General features: G+C 57.6%; 14 protein-coding genes. 9 read left to right on the top strand and 5 right to left on the bottom strand.

The window, feature by feature from the left end:
• Positions 1-42: 42 nt before the first annotated feature.
• The 5 genes from AKL25_RS24455 (at position 43) to AKL25_RS13855 (ending at position 3,088) form a co-directional block, all read left to right on the top strand.
• Entirely contained in the window at positions 43-267 is a 225-nt protein-coding gene (locus tag AKL25_RS24455; protein WP_167541887.1) for a hypothetical protein, read from the top strand.
• 468 nt (positions 268-735) lie between these two features.
• Positions 736-1,281, top strand: a complete 546-nt coding sequence (locus AKL25_RS13840; protein ID WP_083444709.1) for a phage tail protein — start codon at positions 736-738, stop codon at positions 1,279-1,281.
• 54 nt (positions 1,282-1,335) lie between these two features.
• Positions 1,336-1,869, top strand: a complete 534-nt coding sequence (locus AKL25_RS13845) for a phage tail protein (protein ID WP_240475742.1) — start codon at positions 1,336-1,338, stop codon at positions 1,867-1,869.
• Between the two features lie 42 nt (positions 1,870-1,911).
• Positions 1,912-2,475: a phage tail protein gene (locus AKL25_RS13850; protein WP_050478279.1), complete on the top strand. Its 564-nt coding sequence runs from the start codon at positions 1,912-1,914 to the stop codon at positions 2,473-2,475.
• A 79-nt stretch (positions 2,476-2,554) separates the two neighbouring features.
• Positions 2,555-3,088: a Hint domain-containing protein gene (locus AKL25_RS13855; RefSeq protein ID WP_050478280.1), complete on the top strand. Its 534-nt coding sequence runs from the start codon at positions 2,555-2,557 to the stop codon at positions 3,086-3,088.
• 133 nt (positions 3,089-3,221) lie between these two features.
• Here the strand turns inward: AKL25_RS13855 and AKL25_RS13860 are convergent, their stop codons facing one another.
• Positions 3,222-4,673, bottom strand: coding sequence for an aldehyde dehydrogenase (locus AKL25_RS13860; RefSeq protein WP_050478281.1), 1,452 nt, complete (start codon positions 4,671-4,673; stop codon positions 3,222-3,224).
• A gap of 35 nt (positions 4,674-4,708) precedes the next feature.
• Positions 4,709-6,352 carry a benzoylformate decarboxylase gene (gene mdlC, locus AKL25_RS13865; RefSeq protein WP_050478282.1) on the bottom strand — a complete coding sequence of 548 codons (1,644 nt, stop codon included), beginning with the start codon at positions 6,350-6,352 and terminating at the stop codon, positions 4,709-4,711.
• A 134-nt stretch (positions 6,353-6,486) separates the two neighbouring features.
• On the opposite strand from mdlC, the gene AKL25_RS13870 reads away from it, so the two are divergent.
• The 4 genes from AKL25_RS13870 (at position 6,487) to AKL25_RS13880 (ending at position 10,349) form a co-directional block, all read left to right on the top strand.
• Positions 6,487-7,392, top strand: coding sequence for a LysR family transcriptional regulator (locus AKL25_RS13870; protein ID WP_050478284.1), 906 nt, complete (start codon positions 6,487-6,489; stop codon positions 7,390-7,392).
• A 209-nt stretch (positions 7,393-7,601) separates the two neighbouring features.
• Positions 7,602-8,486: a nucleoside triphosphate pyrophosphohydrolase family protein gene (locus AKL25_RS13875; RefSeq protein ID WP_083444710.1), complete on the top strand. Its 885-nt coding sequence runs from the start codon at positions 7,602-7,604 to the stop codon at positions 8,484-8,486.
• A 32-nt stretch (positions 8,487-8,518) separates the two neighbouring features.
• On the top strand, positions 8,519-9,241 hold the full coding sequence (locus AKL25_RS24245) for a thymidylate synthase family protein (RefSeq protein WP_157050646.1): 723 nt from the start codon (positions 8,519-8,521) through the stop codon (positions 9,239-9,241).
• On the top strand, positions 9,234-10,349 hold the full coding sequence (locus AKL25_RS13880; RefSeq protein WP_240475743.1) for a uracil-DNA glycosylase family protein: 1,116 nt from the start codon (positions 9,234-9,236) through the stop codon (positions 10,347-10,349). Before AKL25_RS24245 ends, AKL25_RS13880 begins: the two co-directional genes overlap by 8 nt.
• Here AKL25_RS13880 and AKL25_RS23765 read toward each other — a convergent pair.
• The 3 genes from AKL25_RS23765 to AKL25_RS13890 all read right to left on the bottom strand — a co-directional run bounded on the left by AKL25_RS23765 (position 10,340) and on the right by AKL25_RS13890 (position 14,003).
• Positions 10,340-10,633 (bottom strand): DUF4031 domain-containing protein, encoded by a 294-nt coding sequence (locus AKL25_RS23765; protein ID WP_083444711.1) that lies wholly within the window; start codon positions 10,631-10,633, stop codon positions 10,340-10,342. The two genes, AKL25_RS13880 and AKL25_RS23765, sit on opposite strands and share 10 nt — an antisense overlap.
• A gap of 79 nt (positions 10,634-10,712) precedes the next feature.
• On the bottom strand, positions 10,713-12,080 hold the full coding sequence (locus tag AKL25_RS13885; protein WP_050478286.1) for an MFS transporter: 1,368 nt from the start codon (positions 12,078-12,080) through the stop codon (positions 10,713-10,715).
• A gap of 300 nt (positions 12,081-12,380) precedes the next feature.
• On the bottom strand, positions 12,381-14,003 hold the full coding sequence (locus AKL25_RS13890) for an EAL domain-containing protein (RefSeq protein ID WP_050478287.1): 1,623 nt from the start codon (positions 14,001-14,003) through the stop codon (positions 12,381-12,383).
• Between the last annotated feature and the right edge of the window lie 13 nt (positions 14,004-14,016).

The raw sequence follows: 14,016 nt of genomic DNA on the forward strand, positions 1-14,016 counted from the left end.
CCAGCATCATCAACGCAAGCGCTGCCGACAAGGTGATCGCACATGACCATGCGAATCTCGTCGCAAATTTCGCTGCAAATCTCGTCGCAATACAGGCACGCCGCCACGGCGACATCGGTGACGATAAAAGAACGCGACTTGCGCCGCCGCTGGAGCTGGCCTGAAACATACATCCCCCTGGATGATCGTGCGGGTGTTCTGGAGCCGGCGTTTGCAATCCGATGTCGCTGTCGCCGGGTTGTTGTCGGTGAAAACGACGTGCGTTAATACACCGGAGAGGCGAAGCTGCGCTCTCAATTTTCTAATCCACTTCTGTGCTGCGCAGGTATTGCCGGATAACGCAGCGAATGTGACAGGCGTGTGACGTCACTCTCTGAAAACCCTTGCGGGTTGTGCTGTGGCGGCTTTGTCTTTGTTTGCAGACAGCCCAGTTTCCGCACGCGAGTGTAGTCCTTTTTTGTCTCGGGACTTGACCGTGTGTCTCACTTTTTGAGATATCCAAAAGAAAAAAATATTCAATGGAAATTAGGCTTGACGCGGCAATACGCGATCCATATGCTTTGCAAAAATTCAGAACTCGCAGCGTCAGAAAACCAGAATGAGAACAGCAATGTTCGACGCTGCGATGACGGATTTTTCATCCGACCGAGAATGTTTGTCATCTGATCGATGAATCCGGACGCGCCTCATTACAAGCGGCGACATTGCAATTGCATGGCTCAGGGAGAAGAAAAAATGGACGGCGAATATTATCTGGGGCAAATCATCACGACTGCTTTCGGTTTCGTACCGAAAGACTTTGCTCTCTGCAATGGACAACTCATGCCGGTCAATGTCTATCAGGCATTGTTTGCGTTGCTCGGCACGCGTTACGGCGGCGACGGTATCCGTACGTTCGCCTTGCCTGACCTGCGCGGCAGAACGCCGGTCGGCGCCGGAACATCAGTCGACGCCGCGTGGCAACCGTCGCCCTACGAGATCGGCACGCTCGACGGCGCTGAAACCGTGGTGCTCAAGGCCAATCAGGTGCCGGGCCACACGCATGACAGTGTCAATGCGGTCAAGACCGGCACCGGCGATCTGCGTACGCCCGTCAACAATCTGCTGGGCGTGAGTTCCGACAAACAGATCTATGTCACCGGCACGCCCGCCACCAAAGTGAAACTCGCCGCAAACACCGTCAACAGCCGCGGCGGCGGTGCAGGTCACGACAACATGCAGCCGTTTCAGGTGCTCAGCTTCTGCATCGCGATCAACGGCATTTTCCCGCCGCGTCCCTGATTCAGTTTCGCCCTAACCAATTTTCAGACAGGACCACCTACCATGCCTAGCCCCATGATTGGAGAAGTTCGCATGTTCGCCTTCGGCCGCACGCCGGTCGACTGGCTTTTGTGCGACGGCAGCCTAAAACAGATCAGCGACTACGATGCCTTGTTCGCCTTGATCGGCACCACTTACGGCGGCGACGGCATGAGCAACTTCGCGCTGCCGGATTTGCGTGGCCGCGTGCCCGTCCATCAGGGACAAGGCATGAGCAGGTCAGGCGCCATGACCGACCGCAAGCTTGGCGTCAAAAGCGGCAGCGAAACAGTGACGCTGCAAGTCGCGCACATTCCAGCGCATACCCATGCGTTCGAGGTCAGCGGCGACCAGGCCAACAGCCTGAAACCCGACGGCGCTCTGCTGGCCAAACCGATCGGCGACAACATTTACGTCACGCCGGAAAACATCAAGACGGCCGCGCCGCTGTCCACCGCCGATACGACGACGTCCGTCACCGGGGTGTCTGCACCGCATGAAAATACGATGCCGACCCTGACGCTGTCGTATTGCATTTGCGCCAAGGGATATTTCCCTTCCCGAGCCTAAGACCTCAGACCGGCAAGACCATCAATACAGGAGTATCGCGATATGGCATTCATCGGTGAGATTCAGATTTTCGGGTTCGGCTACGCGCCGCCGGGCTGGGCGCTGTGCAACGGCGCATCGCTCCCGGTCAGCGGCTTTACGCCCTTGTTTTCCCTGATCGGCACCAGCTACGGCGGCGACGGCGTCAGGCATTTTCAGTTACCCAATCTGATGGGACGCGCGGCTTGCGGCCAGGGCCAGGGCAATGGAACGTCGTCGCGCCGGATCGGCGATACGTTCGGCGCCAACACGGCAGTGCTGGCAACCGAAAACATCCCGGCACACGGTCATGGCCTGGACTTCTTCAGCATCCCCAAGACCACCGACCCCGTTACCGGCGTTATCACGGATAACAGGTCGAACGTGCCGGCGGAAGGGTACAGTCTGGCGCTGCCGGAATCCAAGATCTTTTCTCACACCGCCAGCGACGCCAAGATGAGCAACACGCTCGGCAAGCTCGAAGGCGGGACGGATGCGCACGAAAACCGCCAGCCGTTCGGGGCGCTGGCGTACTACATCATGACCCAGCGGGCTGGCGGCGATGGAGTGTTTCCGGTGTTCGCATAAGAATCAGGAATTTCGGCTGGCCGGCGTCTGCTCAGATATTCCACGCATTCCGTGTATCCCACGCACAAAAGAGGAAAAGATGGAATCCAATTCGCCAGATGCTTCGGCCGGCGCAGGCAAGGATTTAAGTTGCGTCGACCTCAAGACGAAAATTGCTACGCCACGCGGCCATAAGGATTTAGCCAAGCTCCGTATCGGAGACGAGGTGATGACGGCGTCGGTTATTCGAGGCGGAGGAACGCTGGCACTGCAATGGTCACCTTCCAGGGTGGCGCTCATTGACGGAATTCCGTTAGATCTTGCTGCTCCGCTTGTATTGATTTGGGCGGATGCAGCCTTCCTTCTCTGCTCGCCGGATCAGCATTTGTTATTGGCAAATGGCGAATGGATCAGAGCGGATCAATTACGTATCGGAATGCAATTGGCGAGTGAGGATGGCGCCAGCCGCGACGTTCGTTCAGTTAACCTTGAGCATTCCCGCAGAAGTGCTTCCAACATGGTGACCGCCAATCTGGAATGGGATGGCAACCCGGATGGGCATATTCTGCTGGCCAACGGCTTCGTCATCGGCGATTTAATGATGCAGCTACATAGGGATGTCCTGCCGGGTTAGATGAGAGCGCTTGCTCAAAGCAGGGCCGCGGATACGCTTTTCGCGACCTGTCATTCCGCAGGTCCTGGATATCCGATCCACCGGGGCGACGGCATGCAAGCGTCGCCCCGGCTGAAACAAATCCAGAAACAAACTAAAACGGATACGCCCGCGCCGACGTCTGCACCGTCACCCAGCGCAAATCCGTAAACGTTTCAATCCCCGCCTTGCCGCCGAAGCGGCCGATGCCGCTGCTCTTGACGCCGCCGAAGGGCATCTGCGGCTCGTCATGCACGGTCGCGCCGTTGATGTGGCAAATCCCCGCCTCGATCCGCGCCGCCACCCGCAAAGCACGCGCCGTATCCTTGCTGAACACCGCCGACGACAAGCCGTAGTCGTTGTCATTGGCGCAGGCAATCGCCGCGTCTTCGCCGTCCACCCGCACGACGCCTTTGACCGGGCCGAAGGATTCTTCGCTGTAGATGTCCATCGCCGGCGTCACGTGGTCCAGCAGCGTTGCCGGGATCAATGTCGAATCGGCCTTGCCGCCGCATACCAGTGTCGCACCCTTGGCCAGCGCGTCATCGATCAGCGCGTTGCAGCGCTCGACGGTTTTCCGATCCACCACCGAACCCAGCACCACCGGCCCCTGACGCGGATCGCCCAGCGGCAGGCTGTTCGCCTTGGCAGCCAGACGCGCGACGAAATCGTCGGCGATCTGGTTGTCGACGATGATGCGCTCGGTCGACATGCAGATCTGGCCCGAGTTGGCGAAGGCGCCGAAGGCCACGCCGTTGACGGCAACTTCCAGGTCGGCGTCGTCCAGCACCAGCGCCGGCGCTTTGCCGCCCAGTTCCAGCACCACGGGTTTAAGATATTTCGCGCACAGCATGGCGATGATCTTGCCGACATGCGTCGAGCCGGTGAAGTTGACGCGGCGCACCGCCTTGTGCGCGATCATCGCTTCCACCACGGCCGCAGCATCGGCCGGCGCGTTGGTGACGAAGTTGACCACGCCCCTGGGCAAGCCGGCTTCCTGCAAGGCTTCGATGATCAGACCATGCGTGGCCGGGCACAGCTCCGAACCCTTCAGCACCACCGTATTGCCGCACGCCAGCGGCACCGCAATCGCGCGCACGCCGAGGATGATCGGCGCATTCCACGGCGCCATGCCGAGCACCACGCCGGCCGGCTGGCGCACCGCCATCGCCAGGTTGCCGGGCAGGTCGGAGGGGATCACCTCGCCGCTGATTTGCGTTGTCAGCGCCGCGGCTTCCAGCAAGGTGTTGGCGGCCAGGTGCACGTTGAAGCCGGCCCAGATTGCCGACGCGCCGGTCTCGCTCGCCATCGCCTGCACGAAGGCATCGGCCTTCGTCTCCAGCGCATGCGCCGCCTTCATCAGCAGGGCGCGGCGTTCGCCGGGGCCGGTCGCCGCCCATGCCGGAAAAGCCGCCGCCGCAGCCTCCACCGCCTGCACCGCATCGGCCACGCCGGCTGCCGGTGCGATGGTGGCGACGGTGCCGTCGAGCGGGTTGCGCCGCTCAAACGTCGCGCCGTTTTTCGCCTGGCTTGGTTCGCCGCCGATCAGCATCGCTATCTTGTTCATCCTTGTCTCCATTCAGTTATTTGTTCAGGTCTGGTTTATGCGACTTCCACGTCGATCAGCATCGGCCGGTGCGTATCCTTGCGGTTCAGCGCCAGTTGCAGGGCGTCGCGCAAGGCCGAGGCATCGGCCACGCGCAGCGCGGGGCAACCCTGGGCCTGCGCCAGTCCGACAAAATCGATCGCCGGCAATTCCGTGCCTTGCACCACGTCCGTTGCGCTGAAGCCGAACACCGGCGCAAAATCCTGCAGCGCTGCGTAACGGCCGTTGTTGAGAATCACGAACGTGATCGGCAACTGCATCTGCGCCGCACTCCACAGCGACTGGATCGAATACATGCTGGAACCATCGCCGAAGATGCCTATGATACGAGCATCCGGTTTGGCAAGAGAGACACCCAGCGCCGCCGGCATGCCGTAGCCCAGACCGCCGCTGTCCATCGTAAAAAATCCCTCGCTCCGGGTGATCGGCAGATAGTTTTGCATCACCGAGCGCGCGCTCGGTGCTTCTTCGACGATGATGTCGGACGGCTTGCGCAGCTCCGCCAGCGTCTGCATCACATACGCCACCGACAGCGGCGAAGTCGGCTCCACCCTCTGACGCGGCGCGCGCGGCGCAGGCAGCGCGCGCGCCGGCGGCGCAGCGCGCGACAACAGATCCAGCACGCTCAGGCGAATGCTGCCGACCGCCGCCGTGCCCGACGGTGTCCACGCCGCCGTGGTCGGATCATCGGTCAACTGGCACAGCACCGCGCCATGCGGCAGATGCGGTCCGTTGCCTTCCACGTGATACGTGAACGCCGGCGCACCCAGCGCGAAGATGCAGTCGTGGCCGTCCAGCAAGCCGACAATCCTCTCGCGCATCGCCGGCAGGAAACCGGCGAACAAACGGTGGTCTTCCGGAAAGCTGCAACGCCCCGACATCGGCGCCGCAAACACGCGCGCGTTGTGACGCTCGGCCAGTTGCACCACCGCGTCCCAGGCGTTGTCGCGATCCACCGCCGCACCGACCACGAAAGCAGGGTGCTTGCTCGCATCCAGCATCGCGCCGATCTGGTCCAATACAAACGGCTCGGCGCGCAGCTCGGTGCTCACCGTGCGCGGCGCCAGCAACTCCGCCGGTTGATCCCAGTCGTCCGCCGGAATCGACACCAGCACCGGCCCGCGCGGCGGCAGCATCGCGATGTAATACGCGCGCGCAATCGCCAGCGGTACGTCGGCTGCGCGCGCCGGCTCCACGCTCCACTTCACGTAGGGCTTGGGCAACTCGGTCGCCTGCGCAGAAAACAAAAACGGATCGAACGGCAAAATCGAACGCGCCTGCTGACCTGCCGTGATCACCATCGGCGTGCGGTTCTTGAAGGCCGTAAAAATATTGCCCATCGCATTGCCCACCCCCGCCGCCGAATGCAGGTTGACCATCGCCGCATTGCGCGTGGCCTGCGCATAGCCGTCGGCCATGCCCACCACCACCGCCTCCTGCAAGCCCAGCACGTAGCGGAAGTCCTCGGGGAAATCGCGGAACATCGGCAGCTCGGTCGAGCCCGGATTGCCGAACACCGACGTCATGCCGACCCGCCGCATGAAGTCCAGCACGGCGTCGCGTACGGTGATGGCGGAACGTGGTTTGATTGAGGTGGCCGAAGCGGCCGAAGTAGCCTGCGTGGATTGGGAAATGCTCACCCTGGTTCTCCTGTATTCGATGTGGGGATGGCAGCGCAGTGCAGTGTTTGCGCCGCGCGACAGCTGCCGCCAGTATGAAAGCGCAAGCCTTGTTTTGAAATTGCCTTTTGGGATAAAAGACATTACTCTTTCGCATGACTTTCGATCTGCGCCAGCTCACCGCTTTCACCACCATCGTCGCCACCGGCAGTCTCGGCCGCAGCGCCGATGCCCTGCACGTCACGCAGCCGGCGCTGAGCCGCACCATCAAGCGCCTCGAAGAACAAGTCGGTGCGCCGCTCTTCGAGCGCCACTCCAAAGGCATGCAACTCACCGCCATCGGTAAAGCCTTGCTGCCGCATGCAACGCTGCTGCTGCGCGAAGCCCGGCACGCCGCCGAAGAAATCGACGCCATGCGCGGCCTCGTCAAAGGCACCATCCGCGTCGGCGCCGTCGGCAGCATCGCCAGCATGGTCCTGCCGCTGGCCATCGGCGAAGTCCTCAAGAAACATCCGACGCTGCAAGTGCAAGTCATCGAAGGCGTGTGGGACCGCCTCACCGACGCCCTCATCACCCACGAAGTCGACCTCGCCCTCGGCATGGCCGTAGCCGACACCGAAGAGATCTGCGCCATCGGCGACTGCCGCTGGGAAGACACCAGCTACGTCGTCGCCGCCGCCGACCACCCTCTGCGCAGCAAAAAGAAGCTCGCCCTCATCGACACCTTGTCGCAACCCTGGGCGCTGCCGCCGCAAGGCACCGGCCCCTACGAACAGATGCAACAAGTCTTCCACGACCACGGCCTGCCCATGCCCGACAGCGCGGTGGAGACGCGCTCGGTCATGGTATTGAAGAGCCTGGTGACACGCTCAGGATTCCTGAGCTGGATGCCCGCCCCGATGTTCGAAGTCGACCGCAAGGCGCAACTGATTACCGCGCTGGAGATTGAAGGCGCGACGGGGACGAGAACGCTGACGGCGTTCCGCCGACGGCATGGGATTTTGCCGGGGCCGGCGGTTAGGTTGTTGGAGGAGTTGAGGGTGTTGACGGTCACGACTTGATCCAGCTCACGTCGGATGGAGTAATAGATGCGATACTCCCAAAAAACAAAGTGCATCTGCAATTTGCATACTGCGCCACATGCTGCGAAGTATGTTTAGAAGAATGCACCTTTAGTAATAACAAAGCGGGGGTAGTTGCAAACTCTTAGCAGGACATGTCTACTGCGACAATAAGAATCTACGTACCAACTTTTGGGGAAGGTTGATGTATGCGAAAAAATGTTGCCAAGAAAAAAGATGATGCATTGACGTTTGCAATGTATCAGGCAGGTGTCGAAAATACGGATGAAACAAAAAAGACGACTGCATCACTTTTGGGGCTAGTGGGAGAAATCGGTGATCTACACAGCATATTTAAAAGAATGCTTGTTCAGCAAGGTTATCCCACATTTAAGCAAGAACTCATTGAAGAGATCGGTGATGTACTTTGGTACGTGGCGAGTCTAGCATCTAGGCACGATTTATCTTTGCAAGAAATTGCTGAAGGCAATCTGACAAAAGCTCATCAATTTTTCGACAGCGGCGGCCTGACCTTATTCGATAAAGGCTTTCCTGATGATGAGAGATTTCCGCGCAAGTTCTCCGTTGTATTCGAAGAAAAGGATGTGGCCGAAGCTATTCAAGTAAAGATACGAATCAATGAAATATTCATTGGCGATGCCTTAACGGACAACGCACACTCTGATGATGGTTATCGCTATCACGATGTTTTTCACCTTGCTTATGCTGCAGTTTTGGGATGGTCTCCAGTCACACGTGCACTTCTTCATAGAAAACGGAAAAGCAAACCAGATATCGATGAAGTAGAAGATGGCGCTCGGGCCAAAATTGTTGAGGAGGCTATTTCAATCTTCATCTTTAATCAAGCAAATGCGAGAGGTGGTTTTAGAAACGAAAAGGCCATTGATATTGGATTGCTGAAAACCGTCAAAAAATTATGTGAAAGTCTTGAAGTGCGGACATGTACTGCCAAGCAGTGGCAACGAGCGATTTACTCTGGATTTGAGATGTTCCATCAACTCAAAGAAAATCGTGGAGGCATCGTGCATCTCGATTTGGATAGACAAGAAGTCAGATATCAGAAGTCTCTTTAACGATCTTTAAAATAATAAATAAGGGAGGATAAATGCTGGATGTACAAGCAGAAACCTGTCTCGCTGCGTGGAGATCGGCAGCCGCTCAGCTTCTTCAAAAAAGAGATCATCACGCTTTCAATTTGATCTTAGAGATTACAAATCCCTGTCACCTAGATCTAGCTTGGCTAACTTCATATTCACCAGACAGCATCGGAGCAAATACCGAAAAATTATCTGATGTGATAGATACTATTTTTCCAATCACGATAAGAGAGAAGTTTATTGACCGGAATCAGTTTTATTCAGAGTATCTGCGTCGACATCGAAGAGCGATGAAGTGGACTCGGAATCGAGGTCGATGGGGAACATACTTTGAACGTTTGATTGCCTTCGACAAAGCAAATTCAGTCAACCAACTTGAACGGGTCATAGAAAAATTGAACAGTTGGGAGCAAAGAAATACCACCGGGTTAGTATTTCATCTTTCTTCTCCAACTTTAGATGCTCCTCGCGTTAGGGGAGGTCCTTGTTGGCATTTTGGTGAAATAGTGTGGAATCCAGGAGGTGTTTTGGATTTAGTAGTCGTCTATAGAAATCACGACTACTTCAATAAAGCACTGGGAAATTTTCTCGCATTGGGACAATTATTGAAGTTCATTGCAGATGCCTCTAACAAAATACCTGGAAAGTTAATATGCCATTCGGTCCATGCGTATTTTGATAGACCGGTTCAGGAACTCACAGCATTGGCAAGATTAAATTTGGTTGAATAACGAAATGCGACAAACAGAAGAGAAATTTTCTCAGTTGATTGCTGAAGTACAGGCGTGCCGACTTTGCGCTCGCATGGATACAAGTGTTCGGATCTTCGGCCCAGCAAGTGGGAGTTTGAGCGCAAAAGTGATGTTCATAGGGGAAGCTCCGGGACGACTGGGAGCAGACGAATCTGCCATTCCTTTTCATGGGGACAAATCCGGACATAACTTTGAATCTTTAATTGAACAGGTAGATTTACATCGCTACGAAATATTTGTAACGAATGCGGTTCTTTGCAATCCAAAGGACGAGCACGGAAACAATGCGACACCTACGCCGGTAGAGATTAAAAATTGCACTTCTTTTCTAAGACGCCAGCTTGAGCTGATTGATCCTCCAATAGTTGTTACCTTGGGCGCAACAGCATTGAAAGCATGTGGACAACTCGAGGAACACTCTCTAGCTCTGAAAGACAACGTCCGCAAATCCACTAGTTGGTTTGGGCGAGAATTGATTCCTGCATATCACCCAGGACAACGGGCAATGTTACATCGCAGCTTTGCCAATCAGCTTGCCGACTATCAATTTATTAGTGAAAAAGTACGTCGACTTAAAAGGAAATCCAAGTCAATTTCAGCCGGAAAAATAAAAAGAACAACACAGGAATTAGTGCACGAGATTACTAGTAGAGAAAATGACTTATCTTATTTTGCACTTCATAAATTGGTGTTTATGGCGGAGGCAAAAGCATTGGATGAGCTTGGCCATCGATTAACCGATTCCTACATTATTCGCCAAAAAGATGGGCCGTACTGCGTGGACTTGCATCCGAAAAAACTTGCAAATCTTGGGCTAAATTTAACCACTTATTTCAAAGGGGAGCGTCTATTTGTGAAAAGAAAAATTGACTTGTTCTCACCGGGAAAAACTAATCAATCTTTTTTCTCCAGTCTTGAGATTGCTGTTATTGAGGCAGTCATGCAGAAATATAGCCATCTTTCTGATACGGAAATAAAGCGTGCGGCATACACCACTAGGGCTATGCGCGAGATGCTAAGGAAGGAAAAAAAATTAGGACTAAATGTGTTTAATGCACCTTTGCTGGTGCCGTCAATTTATGAATAGCTCCGGCTACTCTCTGCAGTCCTTTTGCAAGAAAGTTTCCTTGCCTCTCTTGCAGATCTAACTATCTGCCGACTGTCGCAAGATATCGCGCCGAGTCGCAGCGCTTTTATTCTTACTGTCTGCGTTACATCGTAATGTGGATGATTCAAATGATCTTGAAACCACGTTGGTAATAGTCCCAGTTTTTGGGCGAAGCTGTGAAGTTCGGTAAGTGAATCTGCAGCCAGATGGCACCAATATCTATTGCGCCATCTGATCTGAGCGTTGTCGATATATACAGCCATAGTAGGGGAGTCTGAGTAATTTAGTCGGCTCGCTATTCTATAGATGTCTCGATCCAATATAAATATTATTGAACTATATTCATTGGCTTTCCTTTAAGACTTCCCTCGGGGCGGCGACTTTAGCTTTAAAAAGACTCGGAATATGCCCCCGCACCACCAGCAACGCCCCCAACACAAACACCATCGCCGTTCCCAGCATCACCAGATAACCATTGGCGCCCGCGCCGGTGATGACTATCGCTCCTGCAAACGCACTGAGAATCGCACCCAGCCGGCCGAAGGCCAGGGCGGATGCGGTGCCGGTGGCGCGTACTCCCGTTGGATAGATGTAGGCGCACAGCGCGAACATGGTGGATTGCACCGCGTTGACGAACAGGCCGTGCAGACCCAGGCCGAAGATGAAGAGGCCGGTGGCGTGCGAGGCATCCACGCCCAACAACAGCAAGGCGCTGGCGACGCCGCCGATGCTGCACAGGAGCAGCGGGCCGCGCGAGCCGTAGCGGGTGATCGCAACGGCGCAGGCCAGTGCGCCGATGACGCCGCCCAGATTGTAGGCAGTCAGTCCGGCGCCGGCGATGGCGACGTTGAGGCCTTCGGCGGCGAGCATGGTGGGCAGCCAGCTGAAGGCGCTGTACACCGCCAGCAGACACATGAAGAAGGCGCACCAGATGGCGATGGTGTCGCGTGCGCGGCCGTCGCTGAAGAGGGCGCGGAAACCCAGGCGCTGTTCGGCTTTCTGTTCGCTCATGTCGGTGAAGCCGGTGGCGGCGTTGACGTTGCGGGCCATGCGCGCGAGCAGCTTGCGCAGTTCGGGCCAGCGTTGTTCGCGGCGTGCCAGGTAGCGTGGCGACTCAGGCAAGGCAAGGATCAGCAGCACGGCCAGCACCAGCGGCAGCGCGCCGCCGATGAAGAACAAACCGCGCCAGCCGTACAGCGGCATCACCGCGCCGGCGAACAGGCCTGCCAGCATGCCGCCCAGCGGCACGCAGACGATGGTGGCGGTGACCGCAACGGTGCGGTGTTTGGACGGTGTGAATTCCGCCGTCATGGTGGTGGAGCTGGGCAGCGCGCCGCCGATGCCGAAGCCGGCGATCAGGCGCAGGATGGCGATGGTCAGTACGTCGGGCGCGAGGCCGATGGCGCAGGTGGCGGTGCCGAAGATCAGCACGCTGCCGATGATGGCCCAGCGGCGGCCGAAGCGGTCGGCGAACAAACCGGCGCAGGCGCTGCCGATGCCCATGCCGATCAGCCCGGCGGCAACCGCCGGTGCAAAGGCGCTGCGGGTAATGCCCCATTCCTTGATCAGCACCGGAATCGCGAAGCCGATCAGCTGGCCGTCGAAGCCGTCCATGACGATGGACAGTGCAGCCAGGCAGACTACGAACTTTTGCATCGCGGTGAAGACGCCGTCGTCGAGGGTCTTGCCGATGTCGATGGAGGCGCTCATGCTGCCGTCTCCGGGTTGGCGAATGCGCCGGCGGCGCCGGGTGTTTCCACTCTGTCTTGCAGCATGGCCTTGTCTCCTTGGATTTCTTGTCGGTATTTTTATCGTGTCTGACATCGCGCGCGGATCATGCCGCCGCGATTTTTGTGCGGCCAAGTATGGAAGAGGGTGGTCCGATTTGGAATTACCTTTTGGGGCCAAAGGCATTACCGCGATGCATGACTTGCCTGCCGGCGTCTATTGTCCGTCAAAGTCGGATAGAGCGAATCCGTGCGGACAGCGCACGAGCCGGCCGGCTTGACATCAGCCTGAAGTCGGCGGGTCGTCGCCGAGCGATACCGGTACTGGCGGCTCGGTCGTGATTGTTTCGCCTCGATGCCGGGCAAGATTGTGCCGGTAGTAAGCGATGAATTCGGCGGCGGGCATGGCTTTGGCGTATAGCCAGCCTTGTACGAATTCGACCTCGTGCCGGCTCAGGTAGTCGGCTTGTTCCTGCGTTTCCACGCCTTCGGCGACGATTTTCAGCTTGAGCGTCTTGGCCATGCCGATGATGTGCGGCGTCACGCTGCTGGTGGCCGAATCGGTGCCGATGGTGTCGATGAAGGACTTGTCGATCTTGAGCGAATCCAGCGGCAGGCTCTGCAGATAGGACAGGCTGGAATAGCCGGTGCCGAAGTCGTCGATGGCGACCGCGTGGCCGAGAGCGCGCGCTTTGGTTAGCGTGATGCGCGCCGGGTCGACGTCCATGAAGCCGCGCTCGGTGGCTTCCAGCCAGATCTGCTGCGGCTCGATGCCGGTGTGCTTCAGCGCGGCCTGCACCGAAGTCAGCGCGCGTCCGGTCTTGATGTCGTCGGCGCTGAGGTTGATGGCGATGTGCAGATGCCGCTCGGCGGCGAGCGTGGCGCGCAGGTCGGCGACCACGTGTGCGATGACCTGGTCGGTGATGGGCAGGATCAGCCCGCTCTCTTCGGCCAGCGGGATGAACAGGTCGGGCCTGACCATGCTGCCGTCCGGACGCTGCCAACGCACCAGCGCTTCGGCGCCGATGCACAGGCCGGTCTCGAGTTCGATGATGGGTTGGTAGTACACGATGAATTCGCGCTTCTTGACCGCCAGCGACAACTCGCCCAGCGGCGACAGGCGCCGTCGCACGGCCCAGATCACCACGGCGATCATCAGTGCGGCGATCAGCAGTCCGACCGGCAGCAGCATCAGTTGCTGGCGATGCAGGCGCTGGAACAGGAAACTGCGCGGCTCCAGCGCCACTGCAATCAGTCCTGAACCCCGGGCGGTGGCGATGAGGTTGTCGTCGTCGATGCTGTTGACCGGGTTGGCGATGATGTCGCGGATGAGCAGCGGATCGGGGCCGTTGAGGTCGCCCAGCACATAACCTTGGTCGGTGGCGGTCGCCAGCTGGATGCCCGGTTCGACGATCACATCGGCAAAGCGCGACGGCACGGTCAGTACGTTGTGCGAGCCATAGTGGAAGGCGACCATCGTGTTGCCCTGGGTGACCGCCGGCATCATGCGCAGACTCACTTGCATGCCGTCGGCGGTGACGAAATCGATGGGCGTCTGTGTGGCGTATTTTTCTGCGTGTCCCCAGGAAGTGCATTTGAGCACGCCTTGCTCGAAGTAACCGACCTCTTCGATGGAGCGCGTATTGACGGTCAGTTGCCGCATGCGCGCGATGTGCTGTTCGGAACAGGGCTGCATGGTCAGCGGTTCCAGCGCATGCAGTGCGGAGCGGATTTCGTCGAGGGAGATGTTGCTGCGCAGGATGGCGCGTTGCGCATAGACCGCGAGCCGGGCCTGTTCTTCGCTGACGGCGCGCTTCCAGGAAAAATACAGCATGCTGGCCAGCGGCAGCGTGGCGCAAAGAATGGTCGCCAGTCCGGTGACGACGATGATGCGTGATCGGCTCAAGGCATCCTCCCTG

This window comes from Herbaspirillum rhizosphaerae (genome assembly GCF_001189965.1).
Lineage (GTDB): Bacteria > Pseudomonadota > Gammaproteobacteria > Burkholderiales > Burkholderiaceae_D > Herbaspirillum > Herbaspirillum rhizosphaerae.

Coding starts and splice junctions, on each gene's coding strand:
- AKL25_RS24455 (WP_167541887.1), top strand. CDS start 43: ATGACCATGCGAATCTCGTCGCAAATTTCGCTGCAAATCTCGTCGCAA.
- AKL25_RS23765 (WP_083444711.1), bottom strand. CDS start 10,633: ATGGCTGTATATATCGACAACGCTCAGATCAGATGGCGCAATAGATAT.
- AKL25_RS13855 (WP_050478280.1), top strand. CDS start 2,555: ATGGAATCCAATTCGCCAGATGCTTCGGCCGGCGCAGGCAAGGATTTA.
- AKL25_RS13885 (WP_050478286.1), bottom strand. CDS start 12,080: ATGAGCGCCTCCATCGACATCGGCAAGACCCTCGACGACGGCGTCTTC.
- AKL25_RS13875 (WP_083444710.1), top strand. CDS start 7,602: ATGCGAAAAAATGTTGCCAAGAAAAAAGATGATGCATTGACGTTTGCA.
- AKL25_RS13845 (WP_240475742.1), top strand. CDS start 1,336: ATGATTGGAGAAGTTCGCATGTTCGCCTTCGGCCGCACGCCGGTCGAC.
- AKL25_RS13850 (WP_050478279.1), top strand. CDS start 1,912: ATGGCATTCATCGGTGAGATTCAGATTTTCGGGTTCGGCTACGCGCCG.
- AKL25_RS13870 (WP_050478284.1), top strand. CDS start 6,487: ATGACTTTCGATCTGCGCCAGCTCACCGCTTTCACCACCATCGTCGCC.
- AKL25_RS13840 (WP_083444709.1), top strand. CDS start 736: ATGGACGGCGAATATTATCTGGGGCAAATCATCACGACTGCTTTCGGT.
- AKL25_RS13860 (WP_050478281.1), bottom strand. CDS start 4,673: ATGAACAAGATAGCGATGCTGATCGGCGGCGAACCAAGCCAGGCGAAA.
- AKL25_RS24245 (WP_157050646.1), top strand. CDS start 8,519: ATGCTGGATGTACAAGCAGAAACCTGTCTCGCTGCGTGGAGATCGGCA.